The sequence below is a fragment of the Mycobacterium sp. NPDC050853 genome, assembly GCF_040653875.1.
In the GTDB taxonomy this organism is placed as follows: domain Bacteria; phylum Actinomycetota; class Actinomycetes; order Mycobacteriales; family Mycobacteriaceae; genus Mycobacterium.
The window spans coordinates 1,619,011-1,640,924 of record NZ_JBFAGW010000001.1; the positions used below are offsets into that span (position 1 = coordinate 1,619,011).

The window sequence follows — 21,914 nt, forward strand, 5'->3', positions numbered from 1 at the left end:
CTACGGATCGCCGACCGCGCACACGGCCGGGCCTTCATCCGCTGAGCTTTCGCCCAGCTGCTGGGCCAAACTCCTGACTGACGGCGCATCGAACAGTGCAAGCATCGTGAGGTTGGCATCGAGGGCGGTGTTGATCGCGGCGACTACACGCATCGACCCAAGCGAATTGCCGCCCAGTTCGAAGAACGACTCATCCACTCCGACACGGTCCACACCCAGCACATGGGCGAAGATGCTGACCAGGATCTGCTCGACCAGGGTGGTCGGTGGGCGATAATTACCATCGAGTGCGGACACCGCCGCCGTGGTGGCCGGCCTGGCCGATACCGCCCCGTTGCTCCACCCACTCCATCGTTCTCGCTCGATCCGGTTCAGCAGATCTAAGGACGACAACCGGCGGCCCGGGTGCGCGGTCATCGCCGCCAGCACCTGCTTGAACCGCTCGATCAGCTCCTCAATGCTTTCCGCATCGAACACATCGGTGTCGTATTGGACGCGAAGTTCCAATTCCCGGCCCGGCCCGGCCTGCACCGCGATCGGGTAGTGATAGTAGTCGCGACTGCTGAAACCGGTGATGGTCAATCCGTCGACGCCCGACTGCGTTCCGGTGTCGGTCGGATAGTTTTCGTACACGAAAACGGTGTCGAAGAGTCTTTCCTGGCTGGTGATCCGGTGGATGTCGCTGAGCGCCACATGCTGGTGCTCGAGGGTGTCGTTGTGGGCGTTTTGTAACTGATCCAACAGATCGGCCGTGGTCATGGTCGGCGTGATCGTCGCCCGTACCGGCACTGTGTTGATCAGCAGGCCCAGCATCGATTCCGCACCAAGCACCTCAGCTGGCCTACCCGAGACGACAGCGCCGAAGGCGACATCATGCTGGCCGGTCAGCGAGCTGAGGAGCAATGCCCAGGCACCCTGCAGCACAATGTTGACGGTGGTGTGCTGCGCGCGCGCCAGTTTGGTAAGCGCGCGTGTCGTCTTCGCAGGCACCCGAAACATGTCAACGCTTCGGCGCCCAAACTGCGACTTCTGCGGAGGGCTGACGAGCATGGGAGTGTCAAAACCGGCCAGCGCCTCACGCCACGCTGCATGAGCGGCGTCGTGGTCTCGTTCGGACAGCCAGGTCACGAAGCTGCGATACGACGCGGCTGGGGGCAGCCTCATCCCGTGATAGCCGGCGAAGATCTCCTGCATCAGGATCGGCATCGACCAGCCATCGAGCACGATGTGGTGATTGGTGAGTACGAACCGGTGCCGGTCGTCCGCGATGCGGATGAGCGCAGCCCGGAATGCCGCCTGCTCGGCGAGATCGCAGACAGCGGCACGTTCGGCAATGCAGATCTGCTCGATCTGTTCATCGACATCGGCACCTGCGGTGGCTAGTTCGATGTATCGCCAGGGCGCCACGGGATCGGCGGGAATGATCTGCACCGGTTGCTCGAACTGTTCGCAGAAGCGGGCCGCCAGGTGCGGATGTCGGCCGACCACGGCCTGCACCGCATCGCGGAGCCGATTCGCGTCGAGCGCGCCGCTCAACGCGATATCGAACTGCACCGCATACACATCGTCGCCGGAGCAGTTAGCGATGGCGGCGTGATAGAGCAGGCCCTGTTGCAAGGGGGTCAGCGGTAGCACGTCGGCGATCCGGGATTGACTCTGCAGCTCATCGATCTGCTGCTGACTGAGCCTGGCTGGGGCGATGTCCGACGGGGTCAATCCGCCTCCGCCCCTTCGCACATGCGCGCAGATACCGGCCAGCGCGTCAAACCACAACCGGTTGATCCGGGTGACCGCCATACGATCCAGTGCCGTGGGCGCCCACGTCCAGGTGGCGTTCAGGTGTGGGCCGGTGTCGGTGTCGATGGTGACCGCGTTGAGCTCCACGGTGTGCGGCAGCGCAATGGGCATAGCCCCGGCGCCCGCCAAGGACACGCCTTCCTGACTGAAACGCCATACATCTCCGGACGCATAGGCTGCCGGGGCGCCCAGCCGCCCAAGATAGTTGAACCCGATCGCCGGATCGGATTCCGGTAGATCCACATCGGGGTTGAGATAGCGCAGCAGCCCGTAGGTCAGTCCGTCGGGCAGGGCCCGAAGCTGTTCCTTGGCATCCTTGATCACCGCACCAAGCGCCGCATCACCACCTACCACCTGCGTCCAACGCAACCCACCGACCGCCAACGACACCGGGTACTTGGTAGTGAACCAGCCCACCGTGCGCGAGAGGTCAACATTGCGATCGGCAGCCCCATCCAGCTCCGCCAATTCCTCTTGGCGCCCGTGACCTTCCACATCGATGGCGATCGGTGCACCGCCGGTCCCCAAGTGTTGTGCCCACGCCAAGGCGAAGGCGATCAACAGGATCTCGTGCACCCCGGCGTGAAACGCCGCAGGCACCTCGCCGAGCAGCATGTGCGTAGTCTCGGCATCCAGAAACTCCGTCAAGTTTCCAGCTGTGGCGAACGTATCCTCAGTCGGTTGCGGTGCCGCCAAGCCCGAAGGGATCGCCCCCACCTGTCGCCAGGAATCCGCCTGGCGGACCACATCGGGATGGTGTGCGTATTCAGCCAGCCGGTCGGCCCACCGCTGGAACGACGTTCCCGCCGGCGGTAACAGCACCTCTTGCCCACCGCGCAGCTGGGTCGAGGCGATGCTCAAGTCCTCCAACAGAATCCGCCACGACACCCCATCCACGGCCAGATGGTGAACTATCAACACCAGCTGGCTCGTGGTAGCCACCCACAATGCGCTCAGCATCACCCCGGCGGCCGGATGTAACCGTGACCGCGCCGCCACCAGTGCCTCATCGGACAACACGTCCACCGATTGCAGGCATCGATGTGCATCGATCGACCCCGCCTCGGGCACCGTCAAAATCCACCCGCCGGCGCCGTCGTCCTCGGCGCGTAGCCGCAGCATCGCATGCCGATCCAGCAAGGCCTGCAACAGAATGACAACAGCCGCCTCGGTGACACCGGTGGGAGACTGCAGCACCACCGTCTGGTTGAACTCGCCAATCGGACCGTCGATCCCCTTCAGCCACTGCATGATCGGGGTCGAAACTACTGGGCCGAGACCCTCGTCGATCACGCCGTCGGTGCTGTCGACCATCCTGACCACCCGTGCCAGCCGGGCCACGGTCTGCTGGACAAAGATGTCGCGCGGTCGACCGGCCAGGCCTGCGCCATGGGCCCGCCACACCACCTGGATGGCCGAAATACTGTCACCGCCGAGGTCGAAGAATGAGTCATCGACGCCGACACGGTCCAAGCCCAGGACTTGGGCGTAGATGCCGGCCAGGATCTCCTCGACAGGGGTCGCGGGGGCGCGGTAGTGATCGATATCGGTGTATTCCGGTGCAGGCAGGGCCTTTTTGTCGAGTTTCCCGTTGACTGTCAACGGCAACGCCGTCAAGGCGACCACCGCGGCCGGCACCATGTAGTTGGGGAGACACTCGGCCAGCCGAGCGCGAATGTGGCCGGAGTCGGCGGTGCCGGTGATGTAGCCGACCAGCCGCTTATCGCCCGGGCGGTCCTCTCGGGCGATAACCACCGCCTGCTCGACATCATCCAAAGCCATTAATGCCGAATGGATTTCACCGAGCTCGATGCGATGTCCGCGGATCTTCACCTGCTCATCGCCACGCCCCACATACTGCAATCGCCCATCAGCACCCCAACACATCAAATCCCCGGTGCGATACATCCGCGATCCCGGCACCCCGAATGGGCAGGCGACAAACCGGGAGGCGGTCAGGCCTGTCCGGCCCACATAGCCATATCCCAAACCCGCACCAGCCACATACAATTCGCCGACCACCCCGGCCGGAACCGGCCGCAGCCACCCATCGAGCACGGAAAACGCGAGATGGGCCAGTGGCACACCGATCGGGCTGACCGTGCCCTCGAGATCGGTAGCGACGATCTCATAGAACGAGGCATGCACCGTTGTCTCGGTGATCCCATACATATTGACCAACCGCGGCAACACCGGATGCCGGTCCAACCACGGCTTCAAACGGTGTGGCTCCAACGCCTCACCGCCGAACACCACCACCTCGACACCGAGCTGGCCTGCCGGCTCGGTGGCCATCGCATCCACAGTTTGCAACGCATAGAACGCCGACGGCGTCTGACTCAACACACTTACCTGCTCATCGACCAGCAAGACATGGAAATCTTCGGGCGACCGTACTACCGAATCTGACACGATCACCAACCGCCCACCGTGCAGCAACGCGCCGAAAATCTCCCACACCGAAAAATCGAAAGCCAACGAATGACACTGTGCCCACACCTGTCCCGCCGATAGCTCCAGATCGGCCTCAAGCGCTTGTAGCAGGCGGGCCACATTCCGATGAGGAATAGCAACACCTTTGGGCACACCCGTGGTACCGGAGGTGTAAATCACATACGCAATATCGTCGGAGCTCGGCCCCACCAGCGGCGCACTAACGGGCTGGACGTTGACGGCCGGATCATCAACATCGATAACCACCACCCCGCACCTATCCAACCTATCCATGAGATCGGCGGTGGTCACGACGACAACCGGATCGGCATCATCGAGCACGAATTCCAACCGCGTATCAGGCACGGCCGGATCGATCGGCACATAGGCCGCACCGGTTTTGAGCACGCCCATTATCGCCACGATCGCCTCAATCGACCGCGAGAACAGCAGCGCCACCCGCTTACCCGGGCCCACGTCATACGCAACAAGTAAGTGCGCCAACCTATTCGATGACTCATCCAACTCCCGGTACGACAAATGGCTACCATCGGAACAGACCGCCACCGCTCCCGGAATACGGGACACCTGCTGCGCGAACAGCGCCGGAATCGACACCGATGTAACGGACCGAGCCAACTCGGCCCGATTACCCCACCCATCCAACCGGGCAAGCTCTTCGGCATCCATTACCTCGATCGCTGACAACAGCCGGTTCGGGTCGGCAGTCATCGCTTCGAGCACCCGCCGTAACCGATCGATCAGGGTCACAACACTGTGAGTGTCAAACACATCGGTGCGAAACTCGACCGTCCCCGAAATCCCCGCGGCCTCACCCGCTTCGGTCCACCCATCGGACAGCGAGAACGACAGATCCATCCGGGCCGAGTGGGTGTCCAGCGGTAGCTGGGTGAGCTGAAGATCTGCCAACGCCAATCCACCGCGAGAATCGGCGATCTGCCCGGGCACGTTTTGCCAAGCCAGCATCACCTGAATCAGTGGGTGATGGGTCAGGGATCGGCTCGGGTTCAGCCGCTCGACGAGTAACTCGAACGGCACGTCCTGATTCTCGAAAGCACCCAAACTGCGTGCCCGTACCTGAGCCAGCACTTCGGTAACGCTGGGATCCCCTGCTAGGTCGACCCGCAGCACCAAGGTGTTGACGAAGAAGCCCACCAGTTCATCGAGCGCAGGATCACGTCGTCCCGCGATCGGGAAACCCACCGCCACATCTGAACTCGCACCGAGCTTGGCCAGCAGCACCGACAGCGCCGCCTGCATCACCATGAAGCTGGTCGCGTTGTGTTCGCGAGCCAGGCGAGCAATCCGGTGCTGCAGATCCGCCGGCCAGCTCACATCCACCCTGGAGCCACGTTGGTCGGCCACCAACGGATAGGGACGGTCGGTCGGCAGCGCCAAACGTTCGGGCATCCCGGCCAGCGCGTCCTCCCAGAAGGCCAGTTGCCGGGAGATACGGCTATCGCTGTCGTCGAGTACGCCCAGCTGTGCGCGCTGCCACAGCGTGTAATCGGCGTATTGGACCGCCAACGGCTTCCAATCGGGGGCCTGCCCCACGCACCGGCTGGCATAGGCCACACCCAAATCGGCCACCAGCGGGGTGATCGACCAACCGTCGGCAGCGATGTGATGCACCACGGCCACTAATACGTGCTCGTCCTCAGCGGTGCTGAAAAGCCTTGCTCGAATCGGAATCTCGGACGACAGATCGAAGCTGTACTGGGCTGATTCCTCGACGGATGCCTCCAACCTGCTTGCGGGCCATCCGGAGGCATCAACAACCTCCCAGCCGAATTCGGCCTGCTCGGCCGAGACAACCGACTGCTGAGGTATCCCCTCGACCGACGGGAACAGCGTGCGCAGGCTTTCGTGGCGATCCAGCACGTCCGCAAACGCAGCTGCCAGCGCATCGACATCAAGGAGCCCCTGCAGGCGCAGCCCCACCGTTAGGTTGTAAACCGTTGATGGCCCGTGCAATTGGTCGATGAACCACAATCGACTTTGAGCGAACGACAGTGGCATCACTGCGGGCCGTTCTCCCGCGACCAATGGCTCCAGCCGACGTTCATCACCACCGATACAGAGCATCAATTGAGCGACCGTGGGAGCGTCGAAGACAGCACGCTCCTCAAGGCCCGCATCCATGGACCGGTTGAGCGCGGCGACCAGGCGCATTGCCAGCAGTGAATCCCCGCCGAGGTCGAAAAAGGAGTCGTCGAGACCGACGCGGTCTAGGCCCAGGACTTGGGCGTAGATCCCGGCCACGATTTCCTCGGTGGGAGTGGCCGGGGCACGGTAGTGATCGATATCGGTGTATTCCGGTGCAGGCAAGGCATTTTTGTCAACTTTTCCGTTGACCGTCAACGGAAAACTCCGCAGAACCACTACCGCGACAGGCACCATATAGGGCGGCAACCTGTCGGCCAGCGCGGTACGCAACTCCACAGGGTCGGCGGTGCCGGTGATGTAGCCGACTAACCGCTTATCGCCGGGACGATCCTCTCGGGCGATCACCACCGCCTGCCCGACGCCGTCTAAAACCGTTAATACCGATTGGATTTCGCCGAGCTCGATGCGATGTCCGCGGATCTTGACCTGCTCATCGGCGCGCCCCAGATACTGCAGTTGCCCGTCGGACCCCCAGGACACCAGATCTCCGGTGCGATACATCCGGGTACCCGGCGCCCCGAACGGACAGGCCACAAATCGCGTGGCGGTCAACGGTGCACGGCCCAGATAGCCGTAGCCCAAAGCCGCACCGGCCACATACAACTCGCCGATCACATCAACCGATACCGGTCGCAACCACTCGTCGAGAACCGAGAACGCCAGATGCCCCAATGGCACCCCGATCGGGCTGACCGCACTCACCGTGCCGTCTACGTCAGTGGCAACGATCTCGCGGAAGGAGGTGTGCACCGTGGTCTCGGTGATCCCATACATGTTGATCAACCGCGGTGATTCCGGATGATCAGCCAACCACTCCCTCAGACGCTGAGGCTCCAGCGCCTCTCCACCAAACACCACCACATCAAGACCGAGCTGATGTGCGGGCTGGGAATGCACCGAGTCGACGGCTTGCAGCGCATAGAACGCCGAGGGCGTCTGACTCAACACACTGACGTGTTCATCAACGAGCAAGGCATGGAACTGTTCAGGTGACCGCACCACCGAATCCGAAACCACCACCAGCCGCCCACCATGCAGCAGCGCGCCGAAAATCTCCCACACCGAAAAATCGAAAGCCAACGAATGACACTGAGACCACACCTGCCCGGCCGACAGCCCCACCTCGGCATCGATTGCCTCCATCAATCGGGTCACGTTGTGGTGCGGAATGGCAACACCTTTCGGCACGCCGGTGGTGCCCGAGGTGTAGATAACGTAGGCAACATCATCGCCGCTCGGCACCAGCAGCGGCGCGCTAGCAGGTCCGTCCACCGCGATATCACCGATATCGATGACCACCAGCCCACGACCGTCCAGCCGGTCAGCCAGATCAGCGGTAGTCACCGCAACTACCGGCCCGGCATCAGCCAGCACGAATTCCAACCGCGCATCAGGCACCGACGGATCGATCGGCACATAGGCCGCACCGGTTTTGAGTACCCCCAGGATCGCAACGATCGCCTCAACCGATCGCGAAAACAGCAAGGCCACCCGCCGACCCGGGCCCACACCATGCCTAAAAAGTAAGTGCGCCAATTGATTCGAAGCCTCATCCAGCTCGCGATAGGTCATCGAGCTGTCGCCGAAACCAATCGCCACCGCCCCCGGTTCACGAGCCACCTGCGCACCAAACAACTCAGGAATCGACACCGACGTCACCGGCCGGTCCAAGGCCGCCCTGTTACCCCACACGTCCAGCTCCGTGTGCTCATCTGTGTTGCCCAGATCCATCGACAACAATCGCCTGGTGACATCGGCCGTCACTGCTGCAGTACCTCCCCCGTCATGGCCTCCAGCACTCGCTGGAAACGCTCGACTACTTTCTGCACTCGGTTCACGCCGAATACCCAGGTATCGAATTCGACACGCAGCACCAGTTCGGTGCCGGGCATTGCTTGCAAGGTCAGCGGATAGTGGTTGTACTCCCGGCCGCTGACCTCGGTGATGGCCAATCCGTCGGCCATCGATGACGCCACCGACTCCACCGGATAGTTCTGGTAGACGAACAGGGTGTCGAACAGCTGCTCGTGACCGACGGCCTGGTGGATCTCGCTGAGAGCCAGGTGCTGGTGTTCGAGGGTGTCACTGTGACGGCGCTGTAGGTCATCCAGCAGGTCGGCGATGGTGGTGGCCGGAGTGATGGTGGCCCTCACCGGCACGGTGTTGATCAGCAGGCCGACCATCGAATCTGCGCCCGGCACCTCTGCCGATCGGCCCGAGACCGCGACGCCGAAGGCGACATCGTGCCTGCCGGTCAGCCACATGAGCACCTGCGCCCAGCCGGCTTGCAGCACGGTGTTGACGGTGGTGTGTTGCGCGCGGGCCAGCTCATTGATGGCCCGAGTGGTCTCGGCGGGCAATCGGAAGGACTCGGTAGCGCGTCGTCCTGGTACCCGGCCCTTCGGAGCGACCAGAGCCGGGGTGTCGAATCCGGCGAGAACTTCACGCCAGGCTGTGCGAGCAGCATCGGCGTCCCGGTCGGCCAGCCATGTCACGAACCTGCGATACGACCCGGCGGCAGGGAGGCGCTGCCCGTAGTAGCTGGCGAATATCTCCCGCAGCAGGATCGGCAGTGACCAACCGTCGAGCACGATGTGGTGATAAGTCATCACAAACCGGTGCTCGTTATCGGCCACGCGGATCAGCGCCGAACGGAACGCCGATTGGTGGACCAGGTCGCAGACCGATGCGCGTTCACCGGCGCACAACTCCCGCATCCGCTGGTTGATATTCGTTTGTTCCGTGGATATTTCGAGGTACTGCCAGGGCACGCTAGGGTTGGCCGGGATGATCTGTACCGGTTCGTCGAATCGTTTGTCGAATCGGGCAGCCAGGTTGGGGTGGCGGTTGATCACCGTGCGTACCGCCTCGCGCAGCCGGTCGGCATCCAGTGGGCCGGTGACGGTGACATCGAGTTGCATGGCGTATACGTCATCGTCGTTGCCGCGAGTTGCATTGGCCTGGAACAGGAGTCCACGTTGCAGGGGCGTCAAGGGCAGCACGTCGGCGATCGGATGGTCCCGACTGAGCTCATCGATCTCTTGCTGGGTGAGCCGGGCGGGGGTGATATCGGACGGTGTCAGACCACCGCCGCCCTCACGGACGTGTGCGCAGATCCCGGTCAGGGCGTCGAACCACAGCCCGCTTAGGCGGCTGATCTGGGTATCGTCCAGTATCGAGGGAGCCCACGTCCAGGTGGCGTAAAGGCTTGGGCCGGATTCTGTTTCGATCGTGCTTGCGTTGAGTTCCACGGTATGCCCGAGTGGCATAGGTATGGACGCGGCAGCAGCGGACACCGCCGCTCCATCGTGGCTGACCTGCCACAGTCCAGCGAAGGATTCCGACTGGGCGGCGCCGGTCGCACCCAGCCTGCCGAGGTAGTTGAATCCGATGGTCGGATCGGATCCCGACAGGTCGATATCGGAGTTGAGGTACCGAATCAGTCCGTAGGTCATTCCCTCTGGCAGAGAGCGCAATTGTTCCTTGGCGTCTTTGATCACGCGGCCGAGTGCCGGATCGCCGGCCACCACCTGGTCCCAACGCAACCCACCGTGCGGCCTCCCGACATTCCTGCCGACATTCAAGGCCACCGGGTACTTGGTGGTGAACCAGCCCACGGTGCGGGACAGATCGATTCTTGCGGAGAGGTCGGGGAGGTCGGAAAGGTCCCCTAGATCCTCGATGCGACCGTGGCCCTCGACATCGATGGCGACCGGCAAGGTAATGCCCAGGAACTGTGTCAATGCAAGCGCATAGGCGATCAACAGAATGTCTTGAACCCCAGCGTGGAACGCGGCCGGGACTTCACCGAGCAGTGCGCGGGTCGTCTCGCTGTCCAGTGACGCCGTGAGGTGGCCGGCGGTGGCATACGTGTCCAGCTCGGGTCGCGCCGCCGTCAGCGCGGACGGGGTCGCCAACACTCGTCGCCAGCCATCGGCCTGATCCACCACGGTTGGGGCGTAAGCGTGTTCGCCGAGCAGCGACGCCCATCGTGCAAATGAGGTTCCGGTTGTCGGCAATGACACGGGTTGACCATGGCAATGCTGGCCCCAGGCGATGTTGAGATCTTCGAGCAGGATCCGCCAGGACACCGCATCGACGGCCAGGTGATGAATGATCAACACCAACTGACCGGTGGACACCACCCACAGGGCGCTGACCATCTCCCCGGCAGCCGGGTTCAGCCGCGATCGGGCCCCCATCAAGGCCTCATCGGACAACGTGTCCACCGAATCCAGATGCGCTGGCACCGAACCCTTCTCGGGTACGAGAAGCGACCAATCTCCGACATCCCCAGCAGGTCCACTCGGGTCCTCGACCCGCAACCGCAACATCGCGTGCCGGTCAAGCAGGGCACCCAAGACCATCTCAGCATCGGACTGGGTGGCTCCCTGCGGGGCTTGGACCACCACTGTCTGGTTGAACTGGTCGATCGGGCCGCCTGTGCGTTTCACGTCATACAGCCACCGCATGATCGGGGTCGCGGCCACCGCACCGATACCCTCGTCCACCGGACCGTCATCGCCGGCCACCCCGACCACTTGAGCCAGTCGGGCCACGGTCTGCTCGACGAAAATATCGCGGGGCCGACACGTCACGCCGCACGCCCGTGCCCGGGCCACCACCTGCATGGAAAGAATGCTGTCTCCGCCCAGATCGAAGAACGAGTCGTCGACCCCGACCCGATCGAGCCCGAGGACCTGGGCGTAGATACCGGCCAGCGTCTCCTCGATGGCGTCTGCAGGGGCGCGGTACCGATCGGCGTCCTGGTAGTCGGGTACCGGTAGCGCGCGGGTGTCGAGCTTGCCGTTCACCGTCAACGGCAACGCGTCCAGGACCACGATCGCTGCCGGAACCATGTACGAGGGCAGACGATCGGTCATCGCGCTGCGCATCCCGGCCGAGTTCGCCCCGCCGGCAACTGATTCGGTGACATAGCCGACCAGGCGTGTGGTGCCGGGATGATCCTCGCGGGCAATCACCACCGCCTGCGAGACTCCCTCCAGAGCGGCCAGCACGGCCTGAACTTCGCCGAGTTCGATGCGGTATCCGCGGATCTTGACCTGGTCATCGGCTCGCCCCAGATACTGCAGCTGTCCGTCGGCGCGCCAGCTCACCAGATCGCCGGTGCGATACATGCGCGCCCCGGATGTCCCGAACGGACACGCCACGAACCGAGACGACGTCAGACCCGACCGGCCCAGATACCCGCACGCCACCCCGTCACCGGCAACGTACAGCTCGCCGACCACCCCGACCGGCACCGGTCGCAGGAACTCGTCGAGCACGAACAGCGCCGAGGTCGAGACGGGCGCACCGATGGGCGCGGCCCCGGACCCCGGCATGAGTGGCGCACTCATCGACGCGTACACCGTGATCTCGGTGGGTCCGTAGGCGTTGATCACCGTCCGCCCGGGCGCCCAACGATCAACCACCTCGCCCGGGCAGGCCTCACCGCCGAGGAGCAATGACACCGACTCCAGCCCCTGTGGGGACAATGCCCCAGCGGCCGAAGGGGTTTGGGTGAGCACGTTGATCCGCTCGCTGACCAACACGGCATGGAAATCGTCGGGTGAACTCACGACCGACTCGGGCACCACCACCAGGCGTGCGCCGCCCAGCAGCGCCGCCCATATCTCCCACACCGAGAAGTCGAAGGCATAGGAATGGCACTGGGTCCAGACCTGGTTCTGCGGCAGGTGCTCGGGCGTTGATCGCGCCACGTGGGTCAGGTTGTGATGGGTGACGGCCACACCCTTGGGCACACCGGTGGTTCCGGAGGTGTAAATGAGATAGGCGATGTCCTCGGGGGCCGGGGCCGGGAGTGCGGTGCCGAGTTGGTAGTCCACCACGGAGTCATCGATATCCGACAGATCACCGACATCGATGATCACCAACCCACGATCGTCCAGCCGCTCGGCCAGACCGCTGGTGGTGATCGCGACGATGGGCGCGGCATCGGCCAGCATGAACTCAATCCGGGCCGCGGGTACCGCCGGGTCGATCGCGAGATACGCCGCCCCGGACTTCAGTACCGCCAGCATGGCGACGATCGCCTCCGCGGAGCGTTCCATCAGCAGCGCAACGCATTCTCCCGGGCCCGCGCCCTGCACGATGAGCATGTGCGCCAACAGGTTTGCGGCCTCGTCGAGTTGCCGATAGGTCATTGAACGCTCGCCGTGGGTGATCGCCACCGCCTCCGGGGAGTGGGTGACCCGTGCCGCGAACAATGCAGGGACCGACAACTTGGCCGGGGCCGGGGCGCTTAACGCCGCACGATTACCCATATCGTCGAGGCGGTCGTGTTCCTCGGCATCAAGCAAGTCGATCGATGACAGGTGCCGACCCGAATCCGAGGTCATCGCCATTAGCACCTGTTCGAAACGGTTGATCAGTGTTTCGATGCCGGCCGCGTCGAATACGTCGGTGCGGAACTCCACCGTCCCGACGATTCCAGCGGGCTCACCAGCGTGGGTTCGACGTTCAGCCAGAGAGAAGCTCAGATCCATGCGGGCGGTCTGCGTATCCGCAGGCATCTGGGTGACCTCCAGATCACCCAGCGCCAGTCCGGCACCGGAAGCGTTGTCGTGTCCGGGGACGTTCTGCCAACCCAGTGCCACCTGGATCAGGGGGTGATGGGTCAGGGATCGGGTCGGGTTCAGCCGCTCGACGAGCACTTCGAAAGGCACGTCTTGGTGTTCGTAGGCGGCGAGGCTGCGTGCACGCACCTGGGCCAGCAGCTCCGTCACGGTGGGATCGCCCGCCAGGTCGACCCGCAGCACCAAGGTGTTGACGAAGAACCCGATCAGCTCATCGAGCGCAGGGTCGCGGCGCCCGGCGATCGGGAACCCGACGGCGATATCGGTACTTCCGCTGAGCTTGCCCAGCAGCACTCCGAGGGCGGCCTGGAGCACCATGAAGCTGGTCGCGTTGTGCTCGCGTGCCACTCGGACCACCTGCTGCTGCAGTTCGGCGGGCCACTCCACGGCCATCGTGGCACCGCGCTGGTCGGCGGCCGGCGGGTAGGGCCGGTCGGTGGGCAGTGCCACGCGTTCGGGGAGTCCGGCCAGCGCATCCTGCCAGTAGGCAACCTGTGTCGCGACACGGCTGTGGCCGTCCTGAAGATCACCGAACTCGGCGCGCTGCCACAGCGTGTAATCGACGTACTGCACCGCCAAGGGCGCCCAACCAGGGGCTTGGCCCGCGCACCGGCTGGCGTAAGCCACCCCTAGATCGGTCACCAGCGGGGTGATCGACCAGGCGTCGGCGGCAATATGGTGCACCACCGCCGCCAGCACATGCTCGTCGCCGGTGAGACGGAAAAGTTGTGCCCGCAAAGGGATTTCAGTGGCCAGATCAAATGTGTGGCGCGCCGCGTCCCCGATGGCCTCCTGCAGCTGCGCCGCCGTCCAACCGGTGGCATCGACGACCTCCCAGCCAAAGCGGGTTCTCTCGGATGGCACGACCAACTGCTGCGGCACTCCCTCGACTGCCGAGAACAGGGTGCGCAGGCTTTCGTGGCGGGCCACCACGTCGCCCAGCGCCACACCCAACGCATCGACATCCAGCGCCCCGCTGATTCGAAGCGCTGTCGCCATGTTGTAAACCGGTGAGGGCCCCTGCAATTGGTCCAGGAACCACAACCGGGATTGGGCGAATGACAGCGGAATTTCCGCGGGCCGCTCGCCTGCCACCAACGCGCCAAGCGTGCTCGACTCCCCACCGATACGAGGCGCCAACTGGGCCACCGTCGGCGCCTCGAACACGGTGCGCACCGCAAGACTCGCATTCAGATCGGTATTGACCGCGGCGATCAGACGCATCGCGGATAGCGAATCCCCACCCAGATCGAAGAACGAGTCATCCACTCCGACGCGCTCCACACCCAGCACCCGCGCGTAGATTCCGGCCAGGATCTCCTCGGTGAGGGTGCCCGGTGCGCGGTAATGATCGATGTCCTGATACTCGGGTGCCGGCAGGGCACGAGTATTCAGTTTTCCGTTGGGCGTCAACGGAAGTCCCGACAATGTCACCACGGCGGCCGGAACCATATAGACCGGCAGCTGCTCGGCCAGCTGGGTTCGCAACTTGGCCGGGTTCGCCGTCCCGGTGACATAGCCGACGAGGCGTTTGTCGCCGGGGCGGTCCTCGCGGGCAATCACCGCTGCCTGCTCGACCCCGTCCAGCCCGGCCAGCACCGCCTGGATTTCCCCGAGCTCGATGCGATACCCACGGATCTTGACCTGCTCATCGGCGCGCCCCACATACCGCAGCTGCCCATCGGCGCCCCACCGCACCAGGTCCCCGGTGCGATACATCCGTGTTCCGGCGCCCCCGAACGGGCAGGCCACAAACCGCGAGGCGGTCAAACCCGTCCTACCCAAATATCCGACACCCACACCGCGGCCCGCGATGTACAACTCGCCAACCACACCGGCAGGCACCGGACGCAACAGCCCGTCCAGCACGAACAACGCCGCCCCTGACACCGGCGCACCGATTGGCGGTGCCCCCGACCCACCAGCCAAGGGCGCGCTCCTCGCGGCACAAATCGTGGTCTCGGTCGGACCGTACGCGTTGACCATCAACCGTCCGGGCGCCCAGCGGTCCACCAGCTCGGCCGAGCACGGCTCACCGGCCACCAACAACGCCACCGATCCCAAAGATTCGGACGAGAGCACCGCTACCGCCGAGGGGGTTTGACTCAACGCGCTGACCTGTTCAGCAACCAGCAAGGCGTTGAGGTCCGCCGGCGAGCGCGTCACCGACTCGGGCACGACGACCAACCGTCCCCCGTGCAACAGCGCGCCCCAGATCTCTTCCACCGAGGCGTCGAACGCGTAGGAATGCCATTGCGTCCACGCCCGCCCCGCCAGGAACGTATCCGGCGACCCCAACAACTGGGTCACGTTGCGATGGGTGATCGCCACACCCTTGGGGACACCGGTGGTACCCGAGGTGTAGACGATGTAGGCGATATCGTCCGGGCCCGGCACGAATAGTTCTGTGCCAGAAAGGCTCTCGATGCCGGGGGCCGCGATATCGCCGGCATCGATGATCGGCAGGCCGCACCCGGCCAGCCGATCGGCCAGGCCCACGGTGGTGATCGCGACGATCGGCACGGCGTCGGCGAGCATGAATTCGATCCGCGCGTCCGGCAGCGCGGTGTCCATCGGCAGATACGCGGCCCCGGTTTTGAGCACCGCGAGCATCGCCACGATCGCTTCCGCGGAACGCTCGGCCAGCAACGCCACGCATGCACCCGCGCCCACACCATGGGCAGCGAGCCTGTGCGCCAACCGATTTGCGGCCTCGTCGAGTTCCCGATAGGTCATGCAGCGGCCGTCGAAGCTGATCGCGACCGCCTCCGGCACACGGGCAACCTGTTCGGCGAACAATGCCGGAACTGATCGGGAGGCCGGTGCCGGGGTGGTTAATACCGTCCGGTTGCCCCACCCATCCACGCGGGAGTGCTCAGCCTCGTCGAGCAGATCGATGGACGAAAGTCGCTGAGTGGGATCGGCAGTCATCGCCGCCAACACTCGCCGCCACCGAGCGATCAGCGTTTCGATGCTGTGCGCGTCGAACACATCGGTGCGGAACTCCACCGCACCGCCGATCCCGGCGGGCTCACCGGCCTGGGTCCAGCGTTCCCCAAGGGAGAAGGTCAGATCCATGCGGGCGGTCTGGGTGTCCACCGACAGCGGAGTGACCTGCAGATCACCCAGGCTCAGCCCGTCGGCGGGACCGGTGTCCTGCCACGGCAGGTTCTGCCAGGCCAACGCCACCTGCACCAGCGGGTGATGGGTCAGGCTTCGAGTCGGGTTGAGCCGCTCGACGAGCACTTCAAAGGGCACGTCCTGATGCTCGTAGGCGGCCAGGCTGCGTTGCCGCACCTGGGCCAGCAGCTCCGCCACGGTGGGATCCCCGACCAGGTCGACGCGCAGCACCAAATTGTTGACGAAAAAGCCCACCAGCTGGTCCAGGGCTGGGTCTCGGCGTCCCGCAATCGGAAAACCCACCGCCACATCGGAATTCCCACTCAGATTGGCCAGCAGCACCGCCAAGGCGGCCTGCATCACCATGAAACTGGTCGCGCCGTGCTCACTGGCCACCGCGCGCAACTGCTGCTGCAACTCGGCCGGCCAATCCACGTCCACGGTGGAGCCGCGCTGGTCGGCAACCGGCGGGTAGGGCCTATCGGTGGGCAGCGCCACACGTTCTGGGAGTCCGGACAGCGCGTCTTCCCAATAGGCCAGCTGCGCTGAGATGGGGCTGTCACTGTCATCGAGATCACCCAGCTGCGCGCGCTGCCACAGCGTGTAATCGACGTACTGCACAGCCAAGGGCTCCCAGTCCGGAGCATGGCCATCGCACCGGCTGGCGTACGCCACACTCAGATCGCGCACCAGCGGAGTGAGCGACCATCCGTCGGCGGCAATATGGTGCACCACGGCCACCAACACGTGTTCATCCGCGGCGACACGGAAAAGACTTGCCCGCAAGGGGATTTCGGACGACAGGTCGAAGCTGTGGCAGGCCGCGGCAGTAATCGCCTCATCCAGCCGACTCGCCGGCCAGGCCGTGGCGTCAACGACATCCCAGCCGAAGTCGACCCGGTCATCGGACTCCACCACCTGCCGAGGTGTGCCCTCGGGTGCTTCGAAGCGCGTGCGCAGGCTTTCGTGACGGCCGATCAGGTCGGCCAGTGCCGCACCCAGCGCGGCGGCATCGATTCGTCCATGCAGCCGCAAGCCCACCGGCATGTTGTAAACCGGGGAGGGCCCCTGCAGCTGATCGACGAACCACAACCGGTTCTGGGCAAACGACAGTGGAATCACTGCGGGCCGATCCACCGCCACCAGCGGCTCCAGGCGACCCGCGCCCTCACCGATACGCGGCGCCAACTGGGCAACTGTCGGCGCCTCGAACAACGTGCGCGCCGCAAGGTCGGTATCCAGGCTGGCGTTGATCGCGGCGACCAGACGCATTGTCGACACGGAATCCCCACCGAGATCGAAGAACGAGTCGTCGACTCCGACGCGCTCCACATCCAGCACTCGAGCGAAGATTCCGACAAGGATCTCCTCGACTGCGCCTGCGGGCGCACGGTAGTGGTCGGCATCCCGGTAGTCCGGCGCTGGTAGCGCCCGGGCGTCGAGTTTGCCGTTAACCGTCATGGGCAGCGCCGTCAAGGCCACCACCGAGGTCGGAACCATGTAGCCCGGCAGCCGTTCAGCCAGCGCCGCGCGCGCTTTGACCGGATCGGCGGTCCCGGTGATGTAGCCGACTAGGCGCTTATCGCCCGGTTGATCCTCGCGAGCGATCACTGCCGCTTGATCCACTCCCTCCAGCGCAGTCAGCGCTGACTGGATTTCTCCGAGCTCAATGCGATACCCGCGAATCTTGACCTGCTCGTCGGCGCGGCCGAAGTAGTCCAGCTGCCCGTCAGCTCGCCAGCGCACCAGGTCGCCGGTGCGATACATACGGGTACCGGGCTCCCCGAACGGACAGGCCATGAACCGCGAGGCCGTCAAGCCCGCGCGACGCCAGTACCCCATACCGACTCCCGCACCGGCTAGGTACAACTCACCGACCACGCCCGCGGGCACCGGACGCAACCACTCATCCAGCACAAAGAACGCCGACCATGCCGTCGGCGAGCCGATCGGCGGTGATCCCGCTCCCGTGGCAAGCGGCGCGCTGGCACACAACCACATCGTGGTCTCGGTGGGGCCATAGACGTTCACCATCACTCGACCCGGCGCCCAGCGATCCACCAACTCCGGCGGGCAGGGTTCCGCGCCGATCACCAACGACACCGCCTCCAGACCATCCGTCGGCAGCATCGACACCGCCGACGGGGTTTGCGTCAGCACCGTCACCTGTTCGCGCACCAGCAGCTCGTGGAAGTCCTGCGGTGAACGGGCCACCAGCTCGGGCACCACCACCAGCCGTCCACCGTGCAGCAGCGCACCCCAGATCTCCCACACCGAGAAGTCGAACGCATACGAGTGGAATTGCGTCCACACCTGTCCCGGCTCCAGCGGCACCCCGATCTGCAGCGAGTCGAACAGCTGAGTCACGTTGCGCTGCGTGACCGCAACGCCCTTGGGTAACCCGGTGGTGCCCGAGGTGTAAATGATGTGGGCCATGTCATCCGGAGCCGAAGCCGTCAATGCCGTGCTGGGTTGGGCGGCGACGGCGGGGTCGCCGACATCGACGACTCTCAGGTCATGGCCGTTGAACCGGTCGACCAACGCCGTGGTGGTGACGGCAGCGATGGGAGCGGCATCGGACAGCATGAACTGGATACGGGCCGCCGGCAGCGCCGGATCGAGCGGCAGATAGGCCGCGCCGGTCTTGAGCACCGCCAAGATCGCGACGATCCCCTCCGTCGACCGGGGGAACATCAACGCCACTCGCTCGCCGGGGCCTACCCCATGACTGACGAGCAGGTGCGCCAACCGGTTGGCCTGCTCCTCCAGCTCCCGATACGTCAGTGACCGATCCCCACAGACCAGCGCCACCGCCTCCGGAGCACGCGCCACCTGCACAGCGAACAACTCCGGCACCGACGCCGGAACCGGCAGGCTGGCCAGCACGGTCCGGTTGCCCCACCGCTGAAGGCGTGCTCGCTCGGTCTCGTCGAGTATCTCCACCGCCGACAGCGACCGACCGGGGTCGGCGGTCATCGCCTCCAGCACCGCCTCAATCCGTGTGGTGAGCGCCTCGATACCGGCCTCGTCGAAAACTGCCGTGTCGTATTCGATACGCAGGCGCAGTTCGTCACCGGGTATGGCTTGCATCGTCAGCGGATAATCGGTCGATTCGTGGGTGGTGACCTCGGTGATGGTGAACCCGTCGATGCCCGATAACGCGCTCGTGTCGACCGGGTAGTTCTCAAACACGAAGAGGGTGTCGAACAGTCGGTCGTGATCGGTGATGCGGTGGATCTCGCTGAGCGAGACATGTTGGTGCTCAAGGGTCTTGGTATGAGCGCGCTGCAGTTGATCCAGCAGGTCGATGGTGGTGGTTACCGCGGTGATCTCCGCGCGTACCGGCACAGTGTTGATCAGCAGGCCCACCATCGATTCCGCACCGGGGACCTCCGGCGGCCGGCCGGAGACCACCGCGCCGAAGGCGACGTCATGCTGGCCGGTCAGCGAGGTGAGCAGTAGCGCCCAAGCCCCCTGCAGCACGGTGTTGACGGTGGTGCGTTGCGCGCGCGCCAGCTCGCCCAGCGCCCGGGTGGTTTGTGCGGACACCCGATGCGCCCGCACACCACGGCGCCCCGACTCAGACTTTTGCGACGGGCTGACAAGGGTGGGGGCGTCAAAACCCGCCAGCACCTCACGCCAGGCCGCGCGCGCGGCCGCAAGGTCGCGATCGGCCAGCCAGCTGATGAAGCTGCGATACGGCGTGGCCGCGGGCAGCCGTTGCCCCCGGTACCCGGCGAAGATCTCCTGCAGCAGGATCGGCAGCGACCAGCCGTCGAGGACTATGTGGTGATTGGTGAGCACGACCCGGTGCCGGTCTGGTCCGGTCCGAATCAACGCCACCCGGAAGGCCGGCGGGTGGGCTAGATCGCAGACCGCAGCGCGTTCAGCGGCACACAACCGCTGGACCTGCTCCTCGGGTTCGTCGGTGTTGAAATCGATGTACTGCCACCCCGCCACGGGGTCAGCCGGGATGACCTGTACCGGCTCATGGAATTGTGCGCAGAATCGGGCCGCCAGGTGTGGATGGCGGTTGGCCACCGCCTGCACGGCATCCCGCAACCGGTGCTGATCGAGCGGGCCGTCGACCGTAATGTCCAACTGCACCACGTATAGATCGTCGTTGGGGCCATTCCCGCTGCCGCTGTGGAAGACCATCCCCTGCTGTAATGCGGTGAGCGGCAGCACGTCTGCGATCCGGTATTGCCGCTGCAATTCGTCGATCTGCAGCTGGCTCAGCCGGGCAGGCTCGATATCCGACGGGGTCAATCCGCCTCCGCCATGTCGCACATGCGCGCAGATGCCAGCCAGGGCGTCGAACCACAGTTGGCTGAGCCGGCTGATCTGGGCGTGATCGACTGTCGAGGAAGCCCACGTCCAGTTGGCTTGCAGATGCGGACCGGTATCGGTATCAAGGGCGCCGGCGTTGAGTGCCACGGTATGTGTCAACGGCATCGAAATCGCCGCGGCAGCACCGGTCGATGACAGGCCTTCCGCGGATATCCGCCACAGATCATCGGATGACTCGGTGGCCGCGCCACCCAGGCGGCCCAGGTAGTTGAAGGCGATCGTCGGGTCGGCCGTCTCCAGGTCAACGTCGGCGTTCAGGTAGCGCAGCAGACCGTAGGTCAGCGGATCGGGCAGGGAACGCAGCTGTTCCTTGGCATCCTTGATCACCGCACCCAGCGCGCCGTCACCGGCCACCACGTGGGACCAGGACAGTCCACCAACTGCCAATGACACCGGGTACTTGGCGGTGAACCACCCAACCGTGCGCGACAGGTCGACCTCGGCGGACAACTCCTCCTGCCGACCATGGCCCTCGACGTCGATGCCGACCGGCACACCACCGGTGCCTGCGAACTCCGCCACCGCCAGCCCAAAGGCGATCAACAGAATGTCTTGTGTCCCAGCGTGAAACGCTGCAGGCACCTCACCGAGCAGCATGCGAGTGGTCTCGGCATCCAGCGATACCGACAACTGCCCCGCGCTCGCGTAGGTATCCACGTCGGCGCGCGCCGCCGGCAACACCGCCGGGACCGCCGCCACCTGCCGCCACACCTGAGCCTGGCCAACCACGTTGGGATCGCCAGCGTGGCTGGCCAGGAGTTCGGCCCACCGCTGGAATGACGTCCCCGGCGCCGGCAGGACCACGGGTTGTCCACCACCGTGTTGTGCCCAGGCGATGTTGAGATCCTCCAACACAATTCGCCACGACACCCCGTCGACAGCCAGGTGGTGAACGATCAACACCAGCTGGCTCGTGGAAGTCACCCACAGCGCGCGAAACATAACCCCGACGGCCGGATCCAACCGCGACCGTGCCGCCACCACTGCCTCATCGGTCAATGTGTCCATCGATTGGAGACACGCACGTGCATCGACCGACCCTGCCTCAGGCACCATCAACGACCACCCACACACGCCGTCGTTTTCGGCGCGCAGCCGCAACATCGCATGCCGATCTAGCAAGGCCTGCAACATGGTTACGACATCGGATTCGGTAACACCCGCGGGAGCCTGCACCAGCACCGTCTGGTTGAACTCATCGACCGGGCCGTTGGTGGTTTCCACGCCTTTCAACCACCGCATGATTGGAGTGGTCAGCACCGACCCGAGACCCTCATCGACCGGGCCACGCGAGCCTGCGGCTACCTCGACTATCCGCGCCAGTCGGGCCACGCTCTGCTCGACGAAGACATCACGCGGGCGGCATACCAGGCCGGCAACCCGGGCTCGGGCCACTACCTGCATGGACAGGATGCTGTCGCCGCCAAG

2 protein-coding genes (1 of these 2 running past the window's edge) are annotated in these 21,914 nt (G+C 64.6%); both read right to left on the reverse strand.

Annotated elements, in window-relative coordinates; genetic code table 11:
• Window positions 1–8,181 (reverse strand): amino acid adenylation domain-containing protein, encoded by an 8,181-nt coding sequence (locus AB0H22_RS08025; RefSeq protein ID WP_358145889.1) that lies wholly within the window; start codon window positions 8,179–8,181, stop codon window positions 1–3.
• Window positions 8,178–21,914, reverse strand: the 3' portion of a protein-coding gene (locus AB0H22_RS08030; protein WP_358145891.1) for a non-ribosomal peptide synthase/polyketide synthase. The gene runs 10,653 nt beyond the window's last position; only the last 13,737 of its 24,390 coding nucleotides appear in the window; the start codon falls outside the window, past its right edge; it ends in the stop codon at window positions 8,178–8,180. The genes AB0H22_RS08025 and AB0H22_RS08030 overlap by 4 nt, the downstream gene beginning before the upstream one ends.